20 protein-coding genes, 6 tRNA genes, 1 pseudogene and 1 riboswitch are annotated in these 23,080 nt (G+C 41.0%); of the genes and pseudogenes, 5 read left to right on the plus strand and 22 right to left on the minus strand.

What is annotated here, in order from left to right; genetic code table 11:
* Positions 1-144 precede the first annotated feature (144 nt).
* From glmM to sigW, 5 genes are all read right to left on the minus strand, one after another.
* Positions 145-1,491: a phosphoglucosamine mutase gene (gene glmM / locus ACDX78_RS13165; RefSeq protein WP_486028575.1), complete on the minus strand. Its 1,347-nt coding sequence runs from the start codon at positions 1,489-1,491 to the stop codon at positions 145-147.
* A gap of 46 nt (positions 1,492-1,537) precedes the next feature.
* Positions 1,538-2,770 (minus strand): CdaR family protein, encoded by a 1,233-nt coding sequence (locus ACDX78_RS13170; protein WP_486028577.1) that lies wholly within the window; start codon positions 2,768-2,770, stop codon positions 1,538-1,540.
* Positions 2,763-3,584, minus strand: a complete 822-nt coding sequence (gene cdaA / locus ACDX78_RS13175) for a diadenylate cyclase CdaA (protein ID WP_486028579.1) — start codon at positions 3,582-3,584, stop codon at positions 2,763-2,765. The genes ACDX78_RS13170 and cdaA overlap by 8 nt, the downstream gene beginning before the upstream one ends.
* A gap of 440 nt (positions 3,585-4,024) precedes the next feature.
* Positions 4,025-4,660, minus strand: coding sequence for a zf-HC2 domain-containing protein (locus ACDX78_RS13180; RefSeq protein WP_486028581.1), 636 nt, complete (start codon positions 4,658-4,660; stop codon positions 4,025-4,027).
* A gap of 15 nt (positions 4,661-4,675) precedes the next feature.
* Positions 4,676-5,239: an RNA polymerase sigma factor SigW gene (gene sigW, locus ACDX78_RS13185; RefSeq protein ID WP_486028583.1), complete on the minus strand. Its 564-nt coding sequence runs from the start codon at positions 5,237-5,239 to the stop codon at positions 4,676-4,678.
* Between the two features lie 142 nt (positions 5,240-5,381).
* On the opposite strand from sigW, the gene ACDX78_RS13190 reads away from it, so the two are divergent.
* Positions 5,382-5,537 (plus strand): Spo0E family sporulation regulatory protein-aspartic acid phosphatase, encoded by a 156-nt coding sequence (locus tag ACDX78_RS13190; RefSeq protein ID WP_486028585.1) that lies wholly within the window; start codon positions 5,382-5,384, stop codon positions 5,535-5,537.
* Between the two features lie 94 nt (positions 5,538-5,631).
* On the opposite strand, the gene rocF is transcribed toward ACDX78_RS13190, so the two are convergent.
* The 11 genes from rocF to ACDX78_RS13245 form a co-directional block, all read right to left on the minus strand.
* A complete protein-coding gene (gene rocF, locus ACDX78_RS13195) occupies positions 5,632-6,531 on the minus strand; it encodes an arginase (RefSeq protein WP_486028587.1) in 900 nt (299 codons plus the stop codon).
* 177 nt (positions 6,532-6,708) lie between these two features.
* Positions 6,709-7,794: a phosphomevalonate kinase gene (locus tag ACDX78_RS13200; protein ID WP_486028589.1), complete on the minus strand. Its 1,086-nt coding sequence runs from the start codon at positions 7,792-7,794 to the stop codon at positions 6,709-6,711.
* 261 nt (positions 7,795-8,055) lie between these two features.
* Positions 8,056-9,030 carry a diphosphomevalonate decarboxylase gene (gene mvaD, locus ACDX78_RS13205; RefSeq protein WP_486028591.1) on the minus strand — a complete coding sequence of 325 codons (975 nt, stop codon included), beginning with the start codon at positions 9,028-9,030 and terminating at the stop codon, positions 8,056-8,058.
* A 12-nt stretch (positions 9,031-9,042) separates the two neighbouring features.
* Positions 9,043-10,011, minus strand: a complete 969-nt coding sequence (gene mvk, locus ACDX78_RS13210; RefSeq protein WP_486028593.1) for a mevalonate kinase — start codon at positions 10,009-10,011, stop codon at positions 9,043-9,045.
* A complete protein-coding gene (locus ACDX78_RS13215; RefSeq protein WP_486028595.1) occupies positions 10,008-11,297 on the minus strand; it encodes a hydroxymethylglutaryl-CoA reductase, degradative in 1,290 nt (429 codons plus the stop codon). The genes mvk and ACDX78_RS13215 overlap by 4 nt, the downstream gene beginning before the upstream one ends.
* A gap of 237 nt (positions 11,298-11,534) precedes the next feature.
* Positions 11,535-11,610, minus strand: a tRNA-Lys gene (locus tag ACDX78_RS13220).
* 324 nt (positions 11,611-11,934) lie between these two features.
* Positions 11,935-12,009, minus strand: a tRNA-Gln gene (locus tag ACDX78_RS13225).
* Between the two features lie 10 nt (positions 12,010-12,019).
* Positions 12,020-12,104: transfer RNA gene (locus tag ACDX78_RS13230), tRNA-Tyr, on the minus strand.
* Between the two features lie 44 nt (positions 12,105-12,148).
* A tRNA-Thr gene (locus tag ACDX78_RS13235) sits at positions 12,149-12,224 on the minus strand.
* Positions 12,225-12,734: 510 nt separating this feature from the next.
* Positions 12,735-12,810: transfer RNA gene (locus tag ACDX78_RS13240), tRNA-Val, on the minus strand.
* A gap of 4 nt (positions 12,811-12,814) precedes the next feature.
* Positions 12,815-12,889: transfer RNA gene (locus tag ACDX78_RS13245), tRNA-Glu, on the minus strand.
* A 396-nt stretch (positions 12,890-13,285) separates the two neighbouring features.
* Between ACDX78_RS13245 and fabI the strand changes: the two genes are divergently transcribed.
* The 3 genes from fabI (at position 13,286) to ACDX78_RS13260 (ending at position 15,603) form a co-directional block, all read left to right on the plus strand.
* Positions 13,286-14,062 (plus strand): enoyl-ACP reductase FabI, encoded by a 777-nt coding sequence (fabI, locus tag ACDX78_RS13250; RefSeq protein WP_486028596.1) that lies wholly within the window; start codon positions 13,286-13,288, stop codon positions 14,060-14,062.
* A gap of 148 nt (positions 14,063-14,210) precedes the next feature.
* Entirely contained in the window at positions 14,211-14,774 is a 564-nt protein-coding gene (locus tag ACDX78_RS13255; protein WP_486028598.1) for a hypothetical protein, read from the plus strand.
* Between the two features lie 103 nt (positions 14,775-14,877).
* A complete protein-coding gene (locus ACDX78_RS13260) occupies positions 14,878-15,603 on the plus strand; it encodes a YwaF family protein (protein ID WP_486028600.1) in 726 nt (241 codons plus the stop codon).
* Between the two features lie 171 nt (positions 15,604-15,774).
* Here ACDX78_RS13260 and ribH read toward each other — a convergent pair whose 3' ends face one another.
* The 6 genes and pseudogenes from ribH to ACDX78_RS13290 form a co-directional block, all read right to left on the minus strand.
* On the minus strand, positions 15,775-16,239 hold the full coding sequence (gene ribH / locus ACDX78_RS13265; RefSeq protein WP_486028601.1) for a 6,7-dimethyl-8-ribityllumazine synthase: 465 nt from the start codon (positions 16,237-16,239) through the stop codon (positions 15,775-15,777).
* 53 nt (positions 16,240-16,292) lie between these two features.
* Positions 16,293-16,889: pseudogene (gene ribB, locus ACDX78_RS13270) on the minus strand (3,4-dihydroxy-2-butanone-4-phosphate synthase); the annotation flags it as partial.
* A 50-nt stretch (positions 16,890-16,939) separates the two neighbouring features.
* Entirely contained in the window at positions 16,940-17,545 is a 606-nt protein-coding gene (gene ribE / locus ACDX78_RS13275; protein ID WP_486028603.1) for a riboflavin synthase, read from the minus strand.
* A 267-nt stretch (positions 17,546-17,812) separates the two neighbouring features.
* Positions 17,813-17,963: riboswitch (FMN riboswitch) on the minus strand.
* Positions 17,964-18,771: 808 nt separating this feature from the next.
* On the minus strand, positions 18,772-19,785 hold the full coding sequence (locus ACDX78_RS13280; protein WP_486028605.1) for an NAD(P)/FAD-dependent oxidoreductase: 1,014 nt from the start codon (positions 19,783-19,785) through the stop codon (positions 18,772-18,774).
* Between the two features lie 18 nt (positions 19,786-19,803).
* Positions 19,804-20,826: a FecCD family ABC transporter permease gene (locus ACDX78_RS13285; protein ID WP_486028607.1), complete on the minus strand. Its 1,023-nt coding sequence runs from the start codon at positions 20,824-20,826 to the stop codon at positions 19,804-19,806.
* Positions 20,823-21,827, minus strand: a complete 1,005-nt coding sequence (locus ACDX78_RS13290; RefSeq protein WP_486028609.1) for a FecCD family ABC transporter permease — start codon at positions 21,825-21,827, stop codon at positions 20,823-20,825. The genes ACDX78_RS13285 and ACDX78_RS13290 overlap by 4 nt, the downstream gene beginning before the upstream one ends.
* A 136-nt stretch (positions 21,828-21,963) precedes the next feature.
* Here ACDX78_RS13290 and ACDX78_RS13295 point away from each other — a divergent pair, with 136 nt between their 5' ends.
* Positions 21,964-22,920 (plus strand): ABC transporter substrate-binding protein, encoded by a 957-nt coding sequence (locus ACDX78_RS13295; protein WP_486028611.1) that lies wholly within the window; start codon positions 21,964-21,966, stop codon positions 22,918-22,920.
* The last annotated feature ends 160 nt before the right edge of the window (positions 22,921-23,080 follow it).

Raw genomic sequence — 23,080 nt, forward strand, 5'->3', positions numbered from 1 at the left:
ACTTGCTTTCGAACGGGCTTAGGATGTATTAATTCCATTAAATGCGTATAGGAACTATTGCACAAGCCGGCAAGTTTTATGATTTCTTTTCTGCCAAACAAAAAACACAGCAGACGCTGTGTTTTTTTGAAACGCATATGTTATTTATTCTTTCATTCCCAATACCTTTTCAATCACTTTAACCACACGATCCACATTTGTTTCACAGTCTTCTTTCGTCGGTGCTTCTACCATCACGCGGACAAGTGGCTCGGTACCGGATGGGCGGACAAGCACGCGGCCTTTATCGCCAAGTTCTTTTTCCACTTCATTAATTTCATCCTGAATCCTTGTATCGTTAAACACTGCATGCTTATCAATGACTCTTACATTTTTTAGTACTTGTGGAAATACCGACATTTCTCCGGCCAGCTCGGATAATGCTTTTCCTGTTTCCTTCATGACGTTTACTAGCTGTAATGCTGACAGCATGCCATCTCCTGTTGTATTGTAATCAAGAAAAATAATATGACCGGATTGTTCCCCTCCGAGGTTATATCCATTTTTCAGCATTTCTTCCAGCACATAACGATCGCCAACTGCTGTTTTATTGCTAGTCATTCCGTTTTCTTCTAATGCTTTATAAAAACCGATATTGCTCATAACCGTAGACACGACCGTATTGTTGCGGAGATACCCTTTTTCATTCATATATTTTGCACAAATATACATGATCTGATCTCCATCCACAATAGTGCCCTTTTCGTCTACTGCAATTAATCTGTCTCCATCTCCATCAAAAGCCAGACCAATATCGGCATTATTTTCTTTCACCAAGTTCTGCAGTTTCTCTGGATTTGTTGAACCAACACCATCATTTATATTCAGCCCATCCGGGGAAGAGCCGGTAGAAACGATATCCGCTTCCAGGTCGGCAAATAAGTGGGTAGCCAGGCTGGAAGTAGAACCGTGTGCACAATCCAAGGCAATTTGCATTCCTTCAAAATCATTATCAATAGAATTCTTCAAGAATGAAAGGTATTTTTGACCGCCTTCAAAGTAATCGTTGACGATGCCAATCTCCCCGCCGGTAGGGCGCGGAAGATTGTCTTCCCCTTCCATTATTTTTTCAATTTCCTCCTCCTGTTGATCGGTTAATTTAAAACCGTCGGAGCCAAAAAATTTAATCCCGTTGTCCTCGACCGGGTTATGAGAGGCAGATATCATTACGCCTGCCTGGGAGCTTGTAGCTTTTGTTAAATAAGCAACACCGGGCGTAGTAATAATTCCGCTGCGCATGACTTCAACCCCAATGGACAGCAGTCCTGCTATCAGTGAACTTTCCAGCATAAATCCTGAAATCCTCGGATCTCTGCCGATAATAACTTTTGGATTTTCTGTATCTTTTGTTAAAACATATCCACCAACACGACCTAATCGAAAGGCTAATTCCGGTGTAAGTTCTTCATTTGCTACTCCTCTTACACCATCGGTACCAAAATATTTCGCCATCATATCACTCCTTGATATATCCCTTTTGTAACAAAGCAAGCGCATTTCATTCATTACTTATTTCCACTGTCGCCTCTTCATATTCTCCATCAACTGTAATATCATCGGGACCTTCAATCGTAATTGGCACAATATGCTCCCCAGTTTCAAGATCCGCCAGATTAATAAACAAGCGGAAGTCATCCCCATCAAGTTCACTTATGCTCCCTTGGTCTCCATTTGCCGTAATGCCCATTTCAGGCTCGTCCGGTTCAATAAAGGATACCTCTTGTCCATCACTAAGGTCTTCAACGTCAATCTGAATTTCTTCTATCGGCCTTGTTTCTTCAAGTTCAATCAGCACTTCCACTGTTTCCATTTCAGGTGCCAGGACACCATCAGGCAGTATAAGCGGGACATCGACTGTTCCTGATTCGGTAACCTCTGATAAATCTATTTCCTCTGTGGCAATGCTATCGATGCCGTCCAGCACCTCACTCGTTGCAAAAATTTCAACCTCATCAACATTAGCAGAAATGGAGGTTAATGAAAAGCCCTCCGGCAATTCTCCAGATGTTTCTACTTCTAGTGGTACCATTGCACTTGGATTATTCACATCCAAGGATACAGCTACATTTTCCGGTTCCATATTAACGCTCAATTCATTTCCCTGTTTATCATAAACGTTTACCGGCACTTCCCTGTTTTCGATGGATCGGTCAAGATTGGCTACATTTACATATGCTTTCACAATACCAATTTGGTCAATGACACTTCGGGAACTAGTAATAGTTACGGCTGTTGGATTCACTTCCGAACCAGTAATTTCAAACCCATTCGGGAGTTCATTTTCATTCATAAAATCAATTTCCACTTCAAATTCGGCTGTTGCCCTTTCTTCTATTGCTATATCTAAGGAAGACGGTTCTATTTGCACTGATAAATCTGAAGTTACATCGTGCTCAAGCTCTACCTGATGTTCACCTTCTCCCAAGCCTTCCAAATCCACATACACATTAAAATTACGTTGTCTGACAGTTGGGGTGAGTACACCGACAGATCCTTCCAAAGTGACAGAGACATGTTCAGGCACCCCACTCACCACATAGTTTTCATCATCCATCTGTATATCTACAGGCACATCATTTAATGTTTCTGTGTCAGAAGGACTCCCGGGAAAAAAGGTTAAATCTGTATTCGCTGTGTCATTTGACTCCACGGATACAAATACATATAGCAATATGGCAAAAACCAACGATAAGGCACGTACAAACCACTTACTTTTAAACCAATTATCCATTATCTTTCCCCCCTCCAACTTCTTGATTTTTATCAGGGGTTTTTACACTTAATGATAGGTTCTCCTGCAGTATTTCTCTTAAGCTGTCCTCGTTTAATTCCCTATGTAACTCACCATTCTTTGCAACGGAAATACCTCCTGTTTCCTCTGATACCGTGATGGTCAGGGAATCTGTAACTTCGCTTATTCCTACCGCGGCACGGTGCCGCGTGCCAAGCTCCTTTGCAATAAACGGACTCTCTGATAATGGAAGGTAGCATGCTGCTGCAATAACTCGATCTCTTTTTAAAATGACTGCCCCATCATGCAATGGCGTATTTGGTGTAAAAATATTGGTTAACAGCTGGTGAGTCAGTTTTCCATTAATCTCAGTACCCGTTTCTGCGTAATCTCCAAGACCTGTTTCACGTTCGATGGAAATAAGCGCACCAATTCTCCGCTTTGCCATATATTTACAGGAATGAATAATTGCTTCTATATTTTGCTTAATAATTTCCTCTTCAGAGCGGGCACTCCTGCCAAATATATTCCCTCGTCCAAGCTGTTCCAATGCTCTTCTTAATTCAGGCTGAAATAAAATGATAATAACGATAAGACCCCAATCAATCGCCTGACTTGTAATCCACTGGATTGTCTGTAAATTAAAGGCAATACTTAACAGCCAAACAGCCAAAACAACTGCTATCCCTTTAAGCAGCTGAATCGCTTTGGTGCCCCGAATTAACATAATTAATTTATATAGAACATACCAGACGATGCCTATATCAATGAAGACCCGAAGGATTTGTAAAAGGTCAAAATCCCAACCCATCATGGTGCTTACACGTCCTTTTACACATATAATCTATGTCAATTTGTTTTAATAATAGTCATGCTTATAATTATAACATATTTTAACGCTATCCAAGTAGTATAAACTCCAGGTTGTAAACGTTTTTTTGCTACGCTTATTTTGGATGTCTTTTGGACTAATTATGTAGCTTAATTTGTTGGAGGTAATTCTAAAGTGAGGTGATGTTACTTTATAAATTCAGTTGACTTTACTGAATTCTAAGTGACCATGAGCTCCCAAAGTCTTTTAAAAGGTCACATGCTTCTAATCGACCAAACGTGATGGGATCGTTTCCATTCAGTCACTTTTAGGTCTTTTAAGTGACCGAACGGCAAGGTGGTCCTCCCATTCGGTCACTTATACAGCTTTCAAACTGCTGCATAGAAAAACCCGGGAATCCCCGGATTTTTTTATCACATTATTTAAAATGAAAACAGGTTGTTAAAAAAATTTTTTATTTTATACCACATCCACTCAAAAGCCTGATCTACTTGTTTTATTTCGCCATTAATTTCTCCAACAGACGCCATTAAGGACTCATTTTCAAATGGATCCTCAATCAGTTCTCCATTGATTAGTGTTACATTACCTTCTATGGTTCCGCTAATAATCAAATCTCCATTTCTCACAACAAGATCGCCCTCAACGACCACGTCCGGCGGTACGATCACCGTGCCCCCATCAATGACGAGATCTTCCTCTTTGGACACAACCAGCTCCGTGTTCTGATTCCACATCGAAAGCATACCGCTTATCATAAAAATAAAAAAAATAGCAGCTGCGGTGATGACTGGATGTTTTTTAAACCAGCGCATGTATCTCATTCGACTTTTCTCTGCAGGCAAATTATTCATGACATTTGCGGTAAAACCTTCTGGAGCGGTGACAGATTCAGCACTTTGGATGAATGTTATCGTTCGTTTTAATTCATGGAAATGCTGCTGACAATCTTCACAGTCCTCCAAATGAAGGCGCAGTTTATTTTCTTCTTCTGTTGTCAGCCCGCCATCCAAATAGCGATGCATCAACCCAACTACTTCTTTATTGTTACAACTCATATATGTCACACTCCTTTACACATGGCGCAGCTTTTTCCGTAAAGCTTCTCTTCCCCGATGTATCCGGGTCTTTACTGTGCCCATCGGGATGTTCAGGATTTCACTGATTTCCTTTAGTGAAAAATCTTCCAAATATCGTAAAATGATAATGCTACGATATTTAGGCGGGAGTTCTGAAATTTCTTTATGTATATAACGCTGAAGCTCCATGTTCTCCACTTCTTCCCCAGGCAGTCGCTGTTCATACGGCAATTGTGAATACATATTCAAACCTTCTGTTCCTTTAATTTCCGCGTCCAGATAGTAATCCGGTTTTCGCTTACGAATCCGGTCTATCGTTAGATTCGTCGCGATTCGGTATAACCAGGTTGAAAACTTTCTCCGTTCATCAAAGGAATCGATATTCACATAGGCACGAATAAAGGCTTCTTGTGCAATATCCTCCGCCTCTTGCCGGTTGCCAAGCATGCGGAAACAATGCTGGTAAATCTTGTTCTGAAACAGGAAGACAACATCTTCAAATGCTGATTGGTCTCCTTTTTTAACATGCTTTATTTTTTCTCTAACTATTTCGTCCATACGTATACCTCCGCTATCATGCGGTATTCATATTACGGATACTGCATATAAAAGGTTTCAAAAAAAGTGTAACATGTTTAGTAATGCAAAGTTCTGGGTAATTCTATAACTAAATATCTTGAATCGATAGGAGGATATGTTAGTGAATAAACCCCTATTGCTCGAAAAAATAGAACAGTGCCGGAAAGAAATGATATCACTAAGTAAATCCCATGCGCTAACTTCTGAAAAGATCATCTCATCTAGTACCAAACTCGATAAGTTAATAAATGAATGTCACGGTCTGAAAAACAAATAATAGGAATGCTTAAAAAAGACATAAAATTTCTGCTGTCGAAATTAAATGTCTTTTTTAGTATACACTAGAATCTTTTATTTGTGGTAAAGATTGTCTATTTTAGTTTTTCTCCAAATAATGAACCCATTAAAGCTACGGCTACTGTTGCTGTTTTATTTTTTTCATCTAGTATAGGGTTTACTTCAACAAATTCTGCGGAAGTCAGGATATCTGCTTCCTCCAGCATCTCCATTGCCAGATGACTTTCCCTGTACGTAATTCCTCCTAAAACAGGGGTGCCAACGCCCGGCGCTTCAGAAGGATCAATGCCATCCAGATCCAGACTGAGGTGAACACCATCTGTACGTGATTTTAAGTAGTTAATGGTTTCTTCCATTACTTGTTGCATCCCCACCCGGTCAATTTCATGCATTGTATATACTTTCATTCCTTTTTCGCGAATGAGTTCTTTTTCACCCGGATCAAGACAGCGGGCACCAATAATTACAATGTTTTCCGGCTTAATTTTCGGTGCATATCCGAAAAGCTTTGTCAGCTTTTCATGGCCAATTCCCAGACTTGCTGCCAGTGGCATGCCGTGAATATTCCCGGATGGTGAGGTCTCACTGGAATTTAAATCGCCATGCGCATCATACCAAATTACCCCAAGGTTATCATAATACTTTGAAATCCCTGCCAGTGAACCGATGGAGATGCTATGATCTCCCCCAAATACCAACGGAAAATGTTTTTTTGCCATTTCCTGATCCACCATTTCAGCAAGCTTCTCACTTGCCTCAATTACCTCCTGTAAATTTTTCAAGTTAGTTCCATCATCTAAATCACTTGCAGCCGGACGGTTAATCGCTACATCCCCTAAATCATGTATACTGTAATTTAAAGCCTGCAGCCTCTCAATGGCTCCTGCATACCGGATCGCACTCGGTCCCATGTCCACCCCGCGGCGACTTTGACCTAAATCCATCGGTACGCCAATTACGGATAAATTTTTCATATTAACGGCTCCTTTCACCATTATTTTAGACAAAAAGGATGAAATGACTCAACTCGACATAAATATGTATATATATACAGTGGAAAAAGATAAGTAAATTTCGTCAAAATTCGGGGAGTGACATATCTTTACGCTGAGACAAGCAATTAGCGCAATCCCAGGCACCAAGGTTGGGCCTCAGGAGCCGTAGGGTTTTAAGGCCAATGGTTTGATGCCAACTTTTCCCCAGGCTTTCATCAGGTTTTCAGCTGATTCTCTGGAAGGCATGAAAGCAATCCCGCAGTCCCCGCCTCCTGCTCCGGATGGCTTTCCGGCACCGCCAAATTCCTCAGCTAAATCGCATAGCGTACATAATAAAGGTGTTTCAATTTCCACTTTGGCCTGCTCTCCAACTGTTCTTAGTGCATATCTGTTTTCCATCACACCTTGAAGCAGCAGTGGAATATTGACGGTTTTCATTCCGTTCATAAATTTCTCTACCGCTTCTTCACTATCCTTTAAAAACGCATTAAATTGACCTGGGTTGGCATCTTTCAATTTTAAAACTTCATGCACAAGCTTCCCCGTTGAGGCAGGCTTTCCTGTCCAGCCAATACAAACATGTACCCCGCTCGGAAGCCGGGTAGATGTGGAAGAATAGTATACCCATTCTGCTTGCAGTAGTTCCGCAATCGTATCGGTGTTTTCATATAATTCGATGAGCCATTTCGCCTGAAAGGAAGTATACTGCAAAAAACCACCAAACGAGGAAGCCGCGATATCCGCGCCGGATCCATTTCCCTGTACAGTGACATGGGCGATGGAGGCCAGCTTAAAGAGCGTTTCCTTATTCATTTCACCATGATCAAATTTTTTTAAAACGGCAGCAATTACTGCAGTAACTACTGCCGCACTCGAGCCAAGTCCGTATTTCGCTCCCGATTCATCATCCAATTCACTATTAATTTCCAGCGTAAAAGGCGCCGGTGTAATCGACCGCTCCTCTAAATATGTAAGAACAATTTTCATTGCACGCCGAACAAACTTCAGGCGATCATCTCCTGAAGCTATGTTTACCTCATTATTGCTGAATTCCCAGGCCAAGTTGTTAAGCTGGAAATCATGTAAAGTAAGTTTATTTCTATCGCTTTGCTCAATAGTTGCATAAACAAAACGATCCACTGCCATCACTACTAATTGATGATGTGGCACTAGTACAGCAAATTCCCCGGCAACCATGAGTTTGCCAGGGACTTTTATGGTGGTGGGTGAATTGGACAACATCATTGCCCCCTTATAAAAGTTGTTCAAAAAGTCCGGTAAAAATGACACATAATAAAAAGAGAATCTTCGACTAAAACCGACACGCCCTGTGTCAACCGTCGAAGTCACCACATCCTGTGGCTTGCTTTTCCGTTGCTCATGTATTAAAAGCCATACACTCCGCTACTCAAAGCTACGCTGGAGGTGCTAGTGTCGACGCTGCCACAGGACGTTGCGAACTTAGCCGACCGGTCCTTTTTATCCTCCTTTTTGAACCCGAACTTATAAATAACTTATGCCTTGACCAGCTTTACTCAATCTTACGTCTGAAACACCATTTATATTTTGAAGTGTCTCCTGGATCTGTTTTTCATTTTCAGGTAAATATAGTACTTTAACATTTGGTCCTGCATCAATCGTAAAATAAGCAGGAACCCCGTTCTCTCTCAGTTCCTGCACTGTATGCATCACTGCGATTGTTGTATCAATCCAATATGTAAACGGCGGGTTTGCCCCCAATGTGGTTGCATGCATTTTCAAACAATTGGCTTCTGCAATACTGCCCACTTTTTCAAAATCCCGAGCCTTTATCCCAGCTTTCATTTCCTGCAAATCAACAGGATTACTGTCAAGCCAGCCGGCAAAAAAAGGAGACGTTTCGACAGTACGCCTCATTCCGTCACGGCTCGAGACTTTTTTCATTTTTGAAGATAAAACGACAGCTGCTACTCTTAAATCCCAATGATCGACAGGGGCGACAGGAACCGCATAGGAATCAGAGCCGTCATCCATAGAGCCCATCTGCCATTCCGCAAATCCTCCGTAAATGGAGCGGCAGGCTGAGCCTGATCCCTGTCTTGTCAGACGTGAAAGTTCTTGTTCATCTAACTCCAGTCTCATCGCTTTCGCTCCGGCAGCAGCAAGCGCGGCAAATCCAGAAGCTGAGGAAGCGAATCCGGCAGCAGTCGGCACTTCATTAACAGATTCTACGGAAGCATAAACCTTTTTCTCCGCCAAATCACGGATTAAATCAAGAAAACCACTTACGCGATCATACTGCACCCCGGTAACTTTTTCCCCGTCCAAAATAAAATCATCTTTCGTGAAATCTTCATTAAATCTAACAGTCGTTGTCGTATAAAAACCGTCCAAAGTAAGCGAAAGGCTGTTATTCGTCGGTAAAATAATCGAATCATTTCGCTTTCCCCAGTATTTTATTAACGCAATATTCGTATGTGCTTTTGCTGTAGCCTTCATGCTGATTCCCCTTTAATAATCTTTGCTTTTATTTAACACAAATGGCCATACAGCTGTTGCACCAATTTTCCTTAATTTTTCTGCAAGCTGTTTGGAATGAACCTCATTCTGCGCGAGTGCAATAATGCAACCGCCATTCCCGCCGCCAGTTAATTTTGCACCTAAAGCCCCTTCTTTCTTGGCAAAATAAACCAGTTTATTAAGACCTGAATCACTGACACCTAATGCCTCCAGTTCTTTTTGGGCTTCATCAAGCATTTGACCTAGAATATGCTTACCTTTCCGTTCTAAAGCATGTTTAGCCTGATGGGTCAGCTCTCCGATTCTGTCAAGCTTACGCTGAATACGGCGAGGGGCTGATTTTAATAATTTAGTTACTGATTCCACGGCCAGCCGGGTATCTCCGACTCTTCCGGAATCCGCTACAACAAAATGGAAATCATCACTTAAATTAATAAAATCAATCGGTTGTTCTTTTTCATACCAAACCGGACATTCAGTCGTGATCGTCAGCGTATCAATTCCGCTTGGCGAACCATGTGCAAATGTCTCTGCAATATTTGCAAGGTTTAATAATTCTTTTTCCGTATAATCCCTGCTTGCATAAGCAAATAAGGACCTGACGATAGAAATCGCTACAGACGCACTGGACCCCAATCCTTTGCCTGGAGGTATGGAGGAATTAATGCGAATCAGCATATCTTTGCATGGCAAATCGAGATACGCTGAAGTACCTTTGATACAACTCACAATACCTTCCAATGATTCCGGCGTATGGTTTAGTGGTCCATGATAAAAACTACTGTCAATTTGCACATTTCCCGGCACATATTCTACTACGGATTCAACACCAACTAATGGAAATGGAATAGCAATAGCAGGCTGTCCGTGTACAACTGCATGCTCTCCAATTAAAATTAATTTACTATGAGCTATACCGATAGCTGTTTTTTCTGTAATTGTTGCTTTTTCTGCGCTCATTTTGAATACTGTTCCACCAATTCTTTAGCTTTGCCAACACGGATTTCTTTGGTTTCCACTAATTTTTCTGCAATGATATCAATCATCTCCCCTGAAGCCCCTGCTGCAATTGCAACAGAGCGAGAATGTAATGCCATATGGCCTTTTTGAATGCCTTCCGTTGCCAATGCTTTCAATGCTCCAAGATTTTGTGCCAGTCCTACAGCTACAATGATTTGTGCCAGATCATCCGCTGATTCGATATCAAGCATTTTATAAGCAAGTTTCGCGATAGGATGAACCCGAATCGATCCACCAACTGTACCTACCGCCATCGGCAGTTCAATTTCGCCAACCAGATTTCCTTCCTCATCGACAGACCATGTAGTCATTGAACTGTATTGGCCGCTTCTGGAAGCATAAGCATGCGCACCTGCCTCCACTGCCCGCCAGTCATTACCGGTTGCAATAACTACCGGGTCTATTCCGTTCATAATTCCTTTATTATGCGTAACAGCACGATATGGATCCGATGCAGCAAATTCAAATGCATGGATCACCCCATCACGCACCTCTTCCCCGGTGTAACTACCGGTTTTTAAAAGTTCCGGCGGAATGACACATTTTGCCCTCGCCAGACATTTATCTGCATAATTAGATAAAATTCGCAAGTATACCCTGCCTTCTGTTAATGCTTCTACATTTGGCGCCAAGGATTCAAGCATGGTATTAATAATGTTTGCCCCCATGGCATCACATGTATTAATGTACAGATGCAAAATCAGCATCTGGCCATAGGTGGATGTTGCTCCTTCATTCAATATACGTACTTCCAGGTCCTCTGCTCCGCCGCCCCTTGCAACAATACTCGGGCAAGCGGCATTAGCAGCTTCCAGTAAAGCTTCTTTTTCATTTAGCAGTGCCTTTTTGGCTTTTTGGAAATCATCACAGCCGACGACCTGAATTTGGCCGATCATCAGCCGTTCGGTTGCTTCTGTTTGAAATCCGCCGGCATCCCGGATGATTTTAGCGATGTGGCTAGCTGAAGCAACAATAGATGGCTCCTCAACTGCCATTGGTACTACATATTCTTTCCCGTTTATTAAAAAATTCAATCCTAAGCCTAAAGGAAGTGAAAAGGTACTAATGACATTTTCAATCATTTTATCTGCTGTTTCTGTGGATAGTGAGCCATCTGAAGATAGAGCATGCTGCTCGTCTTCCGTGAAGGCATACATTTCATTCAGTATATCCCTTCGCTCTTGAATGCTCATTTTGTAAAAGCCCGGGATTCTGGAAGTGTTCATATAGTATCATCCTTTTGTACATCAATATTATACTATAAACTGCGTATCATTGTGATATTTTAGGTCTTTTGTTTTATTTTTTTATTATAACATGTTTGAACATGTTATATTTCATAAAATTTTTCTTTAACTATTATGTTAAAAATCAGCTTAAAATGCAAATAAACAAGGCGCGTTTTTTTCCGGTCAGCCTTGTTTTTGTGGTCCGTATTTTTCAAATGTATTTAGAAGATGAAGTGGTGAGCCATGGAGGATTCGAACCTCCGACCCTCTGATTAAAAGTCAGATGCTCTGCCAGCTGAGCTAATGGCTCGTATGTAAAAAAGTATTTCTACTTTAATTAGTGCTTGTTATTTCCTGAGTTGTGCTCGTCGTGTTGAAAGATTATTCGGTGAAGCGGCACTCCTCGCAGGCCTGCACATGGCAGTATTTCGATGATGATAGCGGCCAGCTAATGGCTCATTTTTATGAGTTCAGTATAATAATGAAAGTGTTCAACTTATGTATTTCATATCTTATATAGTATCCTTATTACCTAAATGGATTAGTTTAAAACTTAAATTTAATTTTTTGATAGTAGAATGAAAGGTGTATATATGGAAGTTTTCAGATGGAAAAAGTCCTGAAAATAAAAAAATGGCTGGGCTACTAGGATTCGAACCTAGGTTACACGGGATCAAAACCCGATGCCTTACCGCTTGGCTATAGCCCAACAATATGAGTGGTGGAGGGGGAGAGATTCGAACTCCCGAACCCTGAGGGAGCGGATTTACAGTCCGCCGCGTTTAGCCACTTCGCTACCCCTCCATATTGTTAACTATATGTTGAGTTTTATTCATAAAAATTTAAAATGGTGCCGGCCAGAGGACTTGAACCCCCAACCTACTGATTACAAGTCAGTTGCTCTACCAATTGAGCTAGGCCGGCTTAATGATGTGTAAATTTATTTTGGAAAAGTAATATACTTTTGGTGACCCCTACATCTGATAGCTTATTCATAGATGTTTGGTGCTTCGGGGTTACTCGTAGCTTACTCGACTGAAGTTTTGCTCGTTGCTCTACCAATTGAGCTAGGCCGGCTTAATGAGTGTAAATTTATTTTGGAAAAGTAATACACTTTTGGTGACCCCTACATCTGATAGCTTATTCATGGATGTTTAGTGCTTTGGGGTTACTCGTAGCTTACTCAGCTGAAGTTTTGCTCGTTGCTCTACCAATTGAGCTAGGCCGGCTTAATGAGTGTAAATTTATTTTGGAAAAGTAATATACTTTTGGTGACCCCTACATCTGATAGCTTATTCATAGATGTTTGGTGCTTCGGGGTTACTCGTAGCTTACTCGGCTGAAGTTTTGCTCGTTGCTCTACCAATTGAGCTAGGCCGGCATATTAATCGCAAATGGTAGTTTAACACACCAATATCTAGAATGTCCATTATATGGTGGAGGATGCAGGGCTCGAACCTGCGACCCCTTGCTTGTAAGGCAAGTGCTCTCCCAGCTGAGCTAATCCTCCATATTGGTGACCCGTACGGGATTCGAACCCGTGTTACCGCCGTGAAAGGGCGGTGTCTTAACCGCTTGACCAACGGGCCGTAAAATATCGGCTACAAACCCAAAACACGCGTTTCAAGCCTTTTTGCATACCTTGTCTCAAACCAACGAATTTTATTATACCTAGTTCCTATAGTTTTGTAAAGAGGAATTTTCTTTTTTTATAACACAATTTGTCAACCCTCAAAAAATCCTGTCAACACCTTGTCTGTTTCTTTAAAAGATACCCACCCCGCCAAAATAAAGTATGTATATTTCAAGTAATCCTCTTTTTCCATAACTAGAGTTTTGTGAAACTGCATGTTAGGTTATAATGGACAGAAGACTTAGCTTGGCAGTTAAGAAGTATAAAAACTTTCTTACTGCATAAGTGTAACTAAGGCTGTCACCTAAAGTCTTGGTGACAGCCAAGTTTTCTAATAAAGGGGATTGATATAATGGATAGTTTATTGAAAGAAAAAAATATTGTTGTTATGGGTGTGGCCAGCGACCGGAGTATTGCATGGGGCGTAACTAAATCCTTACATAAAGCAGGAGCGAACCTAATTTTCACTAATAGACAGGAACGTTCTTATCAGAAATTAACGAAACTGCTGGAAAAAAATAATATTGAAGCGGAACTAATTGTTTCCTGTGACGTGGCCAATGATGAGAGTATTCAAAGTGCTTTTTCTAAAATTAAGGAAAAAGTCGGTGTCATTCATGGGGTTGTACATTCCGTTGCATTTGCCAACCGGGAAGAATTAAAAGGAGAATATGCGGATACCTCGCGCGATGGTTTCCTGCTCGCACATGAAATTAGTGCTTTTTCACTCGTCGCAGTTACCAAGGCTGCTAAAGAGCTGATGACAGAAGGCGGCAGCATTATCACACAAACATATCTTGGCTCTGAGCGCGTGGTGCCGAACTACAATATAATGGGTGTGGCAAAAGCATCTCTGGAAGCCAGCATGAGATACCTGGCAGATGATATGGGCAAATACAATATTCGGGTAAATGCTATCTCAGCTGGCCCGATTCGCACGCTTTCCGCAAAAGGCGTCTCCGGTTTTAATGAAAAAACAAAAATGATAGAAGAAAAAGCACCACTCCGCCGGAACATTGACCAGGATGAGGTAGGAGATGCATCTTTATTTTTTATTAGCGATCTTTCCCGCGGGGTTACAGGAGAAGTACTCCACGTAGATGCAGGATATCACATTATCGGCGGGTAATAAATCTTTACGTTTAAGTGTGTATGCAACCCTTATGCCAGCATAAAGTAATATACTTTATGCTGGCATATTTTATTTTATTAAACCTGTATAATTCCCAAGAAAATACAGAAAAATAAGGCACACTATTATATAAGGAGAACTCTCAATGCAGGAAGAACAAATCGAGAAATTTGGAAATATCCGATTAAAGAATGAACAATTAGCAAAATTGGAAATAGACTACTGGCAAAACTTTTCAAGCCTGGGAACTTGGCAGTTTTGGGTTGTTGTCGTCATGATTATCGTTCCATTAGTTATATTATTTTTTGCTATAGACAGACAAAGAGCCCTCCTACTCGGCTTCTTCGGCTTTAATTATCATACCTGGTTTTCGTATACAAATACAGTTGGAATTAAGTTTGGGTTATGGGAGTATCCATACCAGATCGTTCCCTTCTTGCCAAGCTTTGCATTGGATGCTGCATTAGTCCCAATTATTTTTATGCTATTTTATCAATGGACGATAAACCATCATAAAAATGTGTATCTTTATGCTATCCTTTTGTCAGCTATACTAGCATTCATTATGAAACCCATCCTGGTATTTTTTGATTTTTTCCATATGTTTTACTGGGTAAATTACTTCTATCTATTCCTTTTCTATTATTTATTCTTCCTTGTATCGATAATGATTACAAATTTATTTCTTTGGCTGCAAACAAAAGCTTAACCATCCAATATATCTTCCAAACACCATGTAACAATGGTGTTTTTTTGTGATTCCATGCTATTATGGAGGAAGAAATTCATTTCATTTGCAGAGGTGAATAGCTATGGAAAACTGGTTTGGCGGTACAGCGCATGAGGGTTTTACACTTTTTAGCACAGGTCATATTTTCATGATTATTCTTTATTTTGTTGTGCTAATCGCTCTCCTTTACAGTTATAAAAAAGCTACAGCGAACCCTTCATTTAGGCGTACCTTAAGATGGTCATTTGCCGGGTTTCTATTATTCTTGGAAATAACTTACCAAACCTGGATGGTTGCAAATGATATGTGGCATCCTTCACACAGTCTCCCGCTCCAGATCTGCAGTCTTGCGTTCATTCTCGCCGCCATTGCTTTAGTTACGCTTAATAAAAGTATGATTGTACTCACTTTTTTCCTTGGCTTCATTCCGGCAGGTTTAACCATTATAACGCCTGAGCTGAATTTTGATTTTCCACATTACCGGTATTGGCATTTTTTCCTGCAACATATCGTTTTATCCCTTGTCAGTCTGTATTTAGTATTAGCTCATAAAGTTAAAATCACGTTTAAAACTACTATGGCAGCATTTGGTGCATTGCTGCTATACGCACTCGTGATCGGTGTATTTATTAACCCGATGTTTGGCGGAAATTACTTATTTCTATCTGATTCCCCCGAAAATGAAACACTGATTAACTTTCTTGGAACTGGCGTAATCTACATTGTGAATTTGGTCATCGCTGGATTTGTGGTGTTTCTGATTTCTTTTGGCATTTATAAAATGGTAATTCGCAGAAGCGAGGGGTAAACTTACACTAGAACGTATATTTGAAGCTAATTTTGAAACAAAGGGTGCTATTTTAAACAATAATCAATTATGAAAACCAAGTAAGGCCTTAAGGTAAAGCTAAAAGGAAGTTCATAATATTTGTAATAAAAACTCCCTTTCAGACAACCCTGCAATCGCTATAGATATCTTCTACAATCCCCTTAAAACATTACACATCTCAATAGCTGCAGCTGCTGCCTCCGCCCCTTTGTTTCCTGCTTTTGTCCCGGCTCGTTCCACCGCTTGCTCGATCGTTTCTGTCGTCAGTACGCCAAAAATAACCGGTTTTTCACTTTTCAAGGATGCACTCGTTACTCCTTTGGCAACTTCACTGCACACATAGTCAAAATGGGGCGTTGATCCCCTGATTACAGTACCCAGCGTAATAACCGCATTATATTCATTCTTCGTTGCGAGCTTTTGGGCAGCTACCGGAATTTCAAATGCCCCCGGCACCCATACGACATCGACATTAGCATCTTCCACCCCATGCCGTTTTAGTGTATCAAGCGCACCTGTCAATAAGTTTTTCGTAATGAATTCATTAAATCGGCTTACTACAACCGCTATTTTCAGATCTGTGCCTACTAAATTTCCTTGAATTACTTTTCCCATTTCTACCTGCTCCTTTATCATTTCATCACATTTTACTATACATACTGCCCATGCTTTTTACGGTATTCAATTAAATCTGCAATACTAATTATTTTCAAATCAAACGCTTCAGCCATTTTTATTAAATCAGGAACTCTTGCCATTGTCCCGTCATCCTTGATAATTTCGCATATCACCCCTGAAGGGAAGGATCCGCAAAGTTTAGCGAGGTCTACTGCTGCTTCCGTGTGGCCTGGTCGAGTGAGTACACCGTCACCCTCTGCAATAAGCGGGAAAATATGACCCGGTCTTTTAAAATCTTCCGGCTTTGCATCCGCATTTGTTAACGCCTTTATGGTTTGGGCTCTCTCCAGCGCGCTAATTCCTGTGGTAGTATTTTTATGGTCCACACTTACCGTAAAAGCTGTACCCAATGGATCTGTATTTTCCTTTTCCATCATGGACAGGTTCATTTTTACAGCCAGTGCTTTAGTAATTGGCATACAAACAAGCCCTTTTCCATGCGTGATCATAAAATTAATCACTTGCATGGACACGTTTTCCGATAATGCTACGAAATCACCTTCATTTTCTCTGTTTTCATCATCCACCACAATAATTGGTTTTCCTTCTTTTAAATCAGTGATTGCCTCCGGTATTGTATGCATCATTGCTATTTGCCTCCTTCCTCGATATTGCATTATTTCTTACCTATCTGATTTCACTCTCTGGATGACCGGACATCAAGGATGTTCTGAACATATTTTCCAAGCATGTCATATTCGAGGTTTACGATATCCCCAACCGTTTTATCTCCGAGCGTAGTAACGGAGGAAGTATGAGGGATGAGTGATATGGTAAGTACATTTTCGTGAACATTAAATATAGTCAGGCTGATGCCATCTACGGTGATCGAGCCTTTCTTCAGCAGCAGTTCAAGAGCATCACCTGCTGTTTCAATATCATAATACACCGCATTTTCGGCATTCTCTTTTCTGATAATCGTGCCGACCCCATCGATATGACCGGATACAAAATGACCACCAAACCTGTCTTCTGCACGCATGGCACGTTCCAAATTAACCCCTGATCCCACTTGTAAGCTGTTTAGGGAAGTTGCTTTTACAGTCTCTGGCATCACATCCATCTGGAATTCTTCCGGAGTAAAGTTTGTTACTGTCAGACAAATGCCGTTTACCGAGATACTGTCCCCAACTTTTACATCTTCCAGAACTGTTGTTGCACTGATTGTCATTCTTATCGATTGTTCATTTATTTTCTGTATTTCTTTTATTATGCCCTTTTCTTCTATTATTCCCGTAAACATGGCTATCCCTTCCTTTTTATGTGTTTCGTTGCTTTCTTACTGGATTCTCGACCTCCTCACTGTTTTAGCAATTAAAAAAGCCTCTGAATTCGCTTCAGAGGCTGTTAGGTTAGAATTTAAGATAATAAGCAAAGTAAATAGACGTACAGAAAATAGACATGGGTTCAAGTATCCATCAAATGGAACATGAAAATACCACATACCACTTACTATAAGGTACGTTAAATAACCGCCTACCTTACCCATTTAATCATGCTTTCTCATCAAAAATTCCTTCTCCCATCCAGACTTTAACTGTCGGTCCCGGATTTTCACCAGGTCCACCGCTTGGTTGATCAACCTCACGGGTCACGGACTAAGAAGCAGCATTTGCTTCATCACCGTCGGTTCGGAATTTCACCCGACCCCGAAGGAATAATTTAAACGTATTTAATTGTCATTATTAATATAGCATTTATTTTTTTAAGGCACAAGGAGAGTGTAATATTGAAAAAAAGAACTTGCTTAAAGAATTACATAATTTTTTACCTAACTGTTTTCAATATCTGAATATAATCCCTTACCCCATGTAATAATCGATAAATAAAAACAGTGTTTTCAATAATTCGATAAAAGCAATATAACGTTCAGAAACAATCATTCTAAAGTCATAATAATTTAGTGATTCTTCTATCAGCCTAATACTAGCGTATGGGAAGTTCCCAAGATGTCTTAGTGAAGTAATAATGTGTTCTAATACTTCACTAGCAGTTTCTGGATTATCGAATAAAATAAAAAATGTCATCTAAGTCATTGCCCGCAGCAGGCAATAATTCCACTTTATAACTTCCCATTAATTCTCTCCTTAATTCTTTGGTAAGCTGAATCAAGGGATGTGGTCTTTTCACCATTTAATCGCTGTTCTTCTGCATATAACAGTTTTTCTTTTAGTTCAAGAAGTAGCTTCTCTTATTTCAAATGCATCAATGCTCATGAGAACAAGGTCACCTTCTCCGTCTTCGTAATATAAACAGGCTTCGCTTTCTCATTAGCTAATTTTGAAATGGAATTATAATCATTCCTTAAAGAAGTGGATGATTTTATAATCATTGGCAAGCTCCTCCATTTATTATTCACTTATTGTAGTGTTATAATACCGTAATTCTAGTATTATATACACATGTCAAGCAACTATTTTTCATATAATACACTATTTTATTCACCGCTTACATACTTGTCTATACTCGTCACTCCTCCGTAAAAGAGCTGAAGTTAGTGGAAAAAAGATGCTCCACCGGATCTTCCGGGTCAACGAGTTTTTTCGCGTGATTAACTGCTATAGGTCCTTCATTAAAACCGCCGGCAATTAACCCTAATTTATTTGGATAATGCGCAATATCTCCAATGGCAAAAATCCCTTCGATCGATGTTTGCATACTAGAGTCCACAGCAATCATTCCATCGACCATTTCCAGACCCCACTTCGTAATCGGCTCCAAATTAATTTGAAAACCGTGATTCACAACTACCCGGTCTATCGTAATATCCTGACGATCGTTTTCCGCCTCTGAATGTTGTATTGTTACCTTTTTCAGCTGCCCATCAGAGCCATGCAACTGCAGGATTTCATAAGGTGTCATTACCCGTACCCTAGAATTCCTGAGCTTCGTTACATTGCTTTCCAGCCCTTTAAATTGATTTCTTCGGTGAACTAAAGTGACGCTTTTTGCGATGTTTTCCAGCTCCAATGCCCAATCGAGGGCACTATCCCCTCCGCCGGAAATGATCACATCTTTTCCATGATAATCAGCTAGCTTGCGGACCGTATAATGCAGGCTTTTTTCTTCAAAATAGGCAGCTTCGGGATGCGCTAGTTTCACTGAATGCAGCGTTCCAAATCCAGTTGCCAAGATTATGGTTTTGGAAAAATGGACATTGCCATTGCTGCTGACGAGCTTAAATGTGTCATCCTCCAGCTGCTCCATCTCCACCACCTGTTCACCCAACACAATTGCTGGATCAAAGGTCATCGCCTGCTGCACGAGCTGATCTGTCACTTCATCACCGGTAGCCTGCGCAATTCCTCCAATATCCCGAATGACTTTTTCCGGATAAAAATATGGCACTTTTCCACCGAGATACGGCAAATATTCAATGATTTTCGTCTTCATTTCCCGCATCCCACTATAAAAGGCGGCAAAAAGCCCCGCGGGCCCTCCGCCTATGATTGTTACATCGAAAGTCTCTTCCTTGGTTCCCATGGTATCCCTCCATAGATGCTAGTTCGTTTTCATCAATAAGTAAATAAAATATGGCGTGCTGACGATCGATACAATAATGCCCACAGGTATGGTGGCAGGTGCCAGCAAATTCCCTGCAATAATGTCTGCAAGCATTAAAATAAACGCCCCCAGCAATGCTGAAATCGGAATGACATATTGGTGGAGCGGACCGACTAGCTTTCTTACAATATGCGGTACAACCAGTCCTAAAAATGCAATCGCCCCGCCAGCTGCCACAGCTGCTCCTGCCAGCGCTACCGCAATCAATAGTAATAATCCTCTTTCCAGCTCAACCCTGGTTCCAAGCCCGGATGCCACGTCATCACCAAGATGGAAGACATTTAGGGACTTTGCTTTTTTCATCGCAATAGGAATTAAGATAAGTATCCAAGGGAGCAGCGAGATCACAAAGCTCCAGTTCGCATTCCAAATATCTCCTGTTAGCCATATGGTCACTTGCCGGTAATCTTGAGGATCCATTCTCAGCTGAACAATAGTCAGCAAGGCACTAAATGCTGCATTAACCCCGATACCGACAAGCACAAGCCGGATGGGGGAAACACCTTTTTTCCAGGCAATCACATAAATGAGCAGGGCGGCAGAGAATGCACCAATTAAAGCAGCAAATGGCAAAATAAATGCGGAAAGCTGACTCGTTGCCGGGATGACTCCTTGAAAGAAAAACAAGAATAAAACAATCGCAAAACCGGCTCCTGTATTAATTCCCAGTATTCCCGGATCTGCAAGTCCATTTTGGGTAATGCCCTGCAAAATAGCTCCGGAAACCGCCAGGCCGGCACCAATTAATAATGCCAATATAATCCCTGGCATACGGAAATCAAACAGGATCAGCTCCTGCCGTTCTGTCCCATTTTGCATTAACGTCTGTATCACTTCCATCGGTGATATAGAAATGACGCCAGTACTAAGACTCACAAAAAAGAACCCAATGATCGCAATGATTAATACACCAAAAATCAGCCAAAATCGCTGCTGTTTTTGCTTTTCTACTTCGTTCATTTGCTGTCACCCCCACTGCCTCTAGCCAGATAGAGGAAAAATGGGACACCGATAATCGAAGTAAGCGCCCCTACAGGTGTTTCAAATGGCGCATTAATCATGCGAGCGACCAGATCTGCATTGACGAGAAGCAATGCGCCAAATACGGCGGAAGCAGGGATAATCCAACGGTAGTCTGTACCGATAATAAAACGGCTAATATGTGGAATAATTAACCCAATAAACCCAACCGCACCAGCCACAGATACCGCCGCCCCGGTTAAAATTAAAACGACCACAATGCCCGCTATTTTAATCAATGTGTTATTTTGCCCTAACCCGGTCGATAAATCATCTCCCAGACTAAGCACGGTAATCGATTTGGAAATGGTTATAGCAAGAAACATTCCAATCAGCCCAGCAACAAAAAGCATTTGCACAGAGCCCCATCCAGCTCCATCCAATCCGCCTGCAAGCCAAAAACCAATATCTTTTTCCAGCTGAAAGTGTAAAGCAAGTACGGAGGATAATGAACGCAAAAGGGTGCCAATTGCCACGCCAGCCAATGCAAGCTTCACGGGAGTTAATCCCCCGCTGGAAAAGGAACCTACTAAAAATACAAGCGTTACCGCAATCCCCGCTCCGATGAATGAAGCGAAGGTGGACCCTATATTAGGAACAGCCGGAAAGAATGCCAGCATAATCACAAGCATAAAAGCCGCCCCGTCCGTGACACCCATGATCGACGGAGAAGCGAGCGGATTACGGGTCATTCCCTGCATAATAGCCCCGGACACAGCTAAAAAGGCTCCCGCCAACACAGCAGCCAATGCCCGTGGAATCCTCAGCTCACGTATGACGTTATGCGATTGATTATCTGCATCAAATTGAAAAATAGATTGCCATACCGTATGTAAATCAATATTGGTAGCACCATATGAAATAGATACTCCTATTGATAATAGAACAAAAATAATGCCAATAATATTTATAGCAACCTTTGATAATTGAGAAGTTTTCATAAATAAGCTCCTATGTTTACTAAGAGACAATTGTCTTACTCATTTTATATACAAAATTCTTTCATTGACTTTGCAATTGAAAGTGATTATCATTATCATGAGATGTTGATTATAACATACATAAAGGAGAACGAACATGAACAAAATCAGACAAAAGAAGTACTTGTTTATCCCGCTACTTATAACTTTATTACTTCTGGCTGCATGTGGCAATAATAATGATGATAATGAAACAACGGATAACGATGACACCGAAGAAAACACAGAAATAACTGTGGATTCAGAGGTGGGTGAAGTGACGCTCCCCGCGAATGCAGAACGTGTTATTGCTCCATTCCACGAAGATTCCCTGCTTGCCCTTGGTGTAACTCCCATTGCAAAATGGGCCATAGGCGAAACTTTACAAGGTTATTTAGAAGATGATCTACAAGACATCGATAGTATCGAATGGTCCATGCCTTTGGAACAGGTGCTAAATCACGACCCTGAACTTATTATTTTGGAAAATGGATTGGACAGCTACGAAGGTTCTTATGATGAATATGCCGCAATTTCTCCAACCTATGTCATGACAGAGGAAGAAACAAGAGACTGGCAAACTCAACTTACGAAGTTTGGAGAAATTCTTGGAAAAGAAGCAGAAGCGGAACAAGCATTAGCCGATTATGAAACAAAGGTACAAGAAACAAAGGAAACACTTCAAGACATACTTGGAGATGAAACACTCGCCATGATGTGGGTGACAGGCGGTAACTACTTCCTGTTTGAAGAAGAACGCCACAGCGCCGACATGATTTATTCAGAGCTTGATGTGAACACCCCGGCACTCGTGGAAGAACTAGGGGAAACAGAAGCATCCTGGGATCCTATTTCTTTGGAAAAACTATCTGAGCTCGATGCGGATCATGTCATCATCCTTGGATACGAAACGGATGAAGGAATTGAAACGCTGGAGAACAGCAATGTTTGGAATAACACAACAGCTGTACAAAATGATCAAGTTTATTATATTGAAGATGAAAGCAATTGGACTGGCGGCGGCTTGATTGCTGTGGAACAAACGATGGATATGCTAGTTGAGATATTAGAATAAATTTTATTGGGAAGCCTTTGCAAAACGATGTGATGCAGGGCTTCTTTTTTATTTTCCGCCTCTTTTCTGACAGTTTTCCCTAATTGATAATTATTTTCATTGACTAATTGGTATGAAACCAATAAAATGAGAGTAGTATCCTATTAGTTCGTGTTTATGA

Source organism: Virgibacillus oceani (assembly GCF_041521345.1).
Classification (GTDB): Bacteria; Bacillota; Bacilli; order Bacillales; family Amphibacillaceae; genus Virgibacillus_N; species Virgibacillus_N oceani_A.

What these genes read in the sequence shown, in the direction of transcription:
- glmM (WP_486028575.1), bottom strand. Translation starts at nt 1,491, where the DNA reads ATGGCGAAATATTTTGGTACCGATGGTGTAAGAGGAGTAGCAAATGAA.
- ACDX78_RS13170 (WP_486028577.1), bottom strand. Translation starts at nt 2,770, where the DNA reads ATGGATAATTGGTTTAAAAGTAAGTGGTTTGTACGTGCCTTATCGTTG.
- cdaA (WP_486028579.1), bottom strand. Translation starts at nt 3,584, where the DNA reads ATGATGGGTTGGGATTTTGACCTTTTACAAATCCTTCGGGTCTTCATT.
- ACDX78_RS13180 (WP_486028581.1), bottom strand. Translation starts at nt 4,660, where the DNA reads ATGAGTTGTAACAATAAAGAAGTAGTTGGGTTGATGCATCGCTATTTG.
- sigW (WP_486028583.1), bottom strand. Translation starts at nt 5,239, where the DNA reads ATGGACGAAATAGTTAGAGAAAAAATAAAGCATGTTAAAAAAGGAGAC.
- rocF (WP_486028587.1), bottom strand. Translation starts at nt 6,531, where the DNA reads ATGAAAAATTTATCCGTAATTGGCGTACCGATGGATTTAGGTCAAAGT.
- ACDX78_RS13200 (WP_486028589.1), bottom strand. Translation starts at nt 7,794, where the DNA reads ATGTTGTCCAATTCACCCACCACCATAAAAGTCCCTGGCAAACTCATG.
- mvaD (WP_486028591.1), bottom strand. Translation starts at nt 9,030, where the DNA reads ATGAAGGCTACAGCAAAAGCACATACGAATATTGCGTTAATAAAATAC.
- mvk (WP_486028593.1), bottom strand. Translation starts at nt 10,011, where the DNA reads ATGAGCGCAGAAAAAGCAACAATTACAGAAAAAACAGCTATCGGTATA.
- ACDX78_RS13215 (WP_486028595.1), bottom strand. Translation starts at nt 11,297, where the DNA reads ATGAACACTTCCAGAATCCCGGGCTTTTACAAAATGAGCATTCAAGAG.
- fabI (WP_486028596.1), top strand. Translation starts at nt 13,286, where the DNA reads ATGGATAGTTTATTGAAAGAAAAAAATATTGTTGTTATGGGTGTGGCC.
- ACDX78_RS13255 (WP_486028598.1), top strand. Translation starts at nt 14,211, where the DNA reads ATGCAGGAAGAACAAATCGAGAAATTTGGAAATATCCGATTAAAGAAT.
- ACDX78_RS13260 (WP_486028600.1), top strand. Translation starts at nt 14,878, where the DNA reads ATGGAAAACTGGTTTGGCGGTACAGCGCATGAGGGTTTTACACTTTTT.
- ribH (WP_486028601.1), bottom strand. Translation starts at nt 16,239, where the DNA reads ATGGGAAAAGTAATTCAAGGAAATTTAGTAGGCACAGATCTGAAAATA.
- ribE (WP_486028603.1), bottom strand. Translation starts at nt 17,545, where the DNA reads ATGTTTACGGGAATAATAGAAGAAAAGGGCATAATAAAAGAAATACAG.
- ACDX78_RS13280 (WP_486028605.1), bottom strand. Translation starts at nt 19,785, where the DNA reads ATGGGAACCAAGGAAGAGACTTTCGATGTAACAATCATAGGCGGAGGG.
- ACDX78_RS13285 (WP_486028607.1), bottom strand. Translation starts at nt 20,826, where the DNA reads ATGAACGAAGTAGAAAAGCAAAAACAGCAGCGATTTTGGCTGATTTTT.
- ACDX78_RS13290 (WP_486028609.1), bottom strand. Translation starts at nt 21,827, where the DNA reads ATGAAAACTTCTCAATTATCAAAGGTTGCTATAAATATTATTGGCATT.
- ACDX78_RS13295 (WP_486028611.1), top strand. Translation starts at nt 21,964, where the DNA reads ATGAACAAAATCAGACAAAAGAAGTACTTGTTTATCCCGCTACTTATA.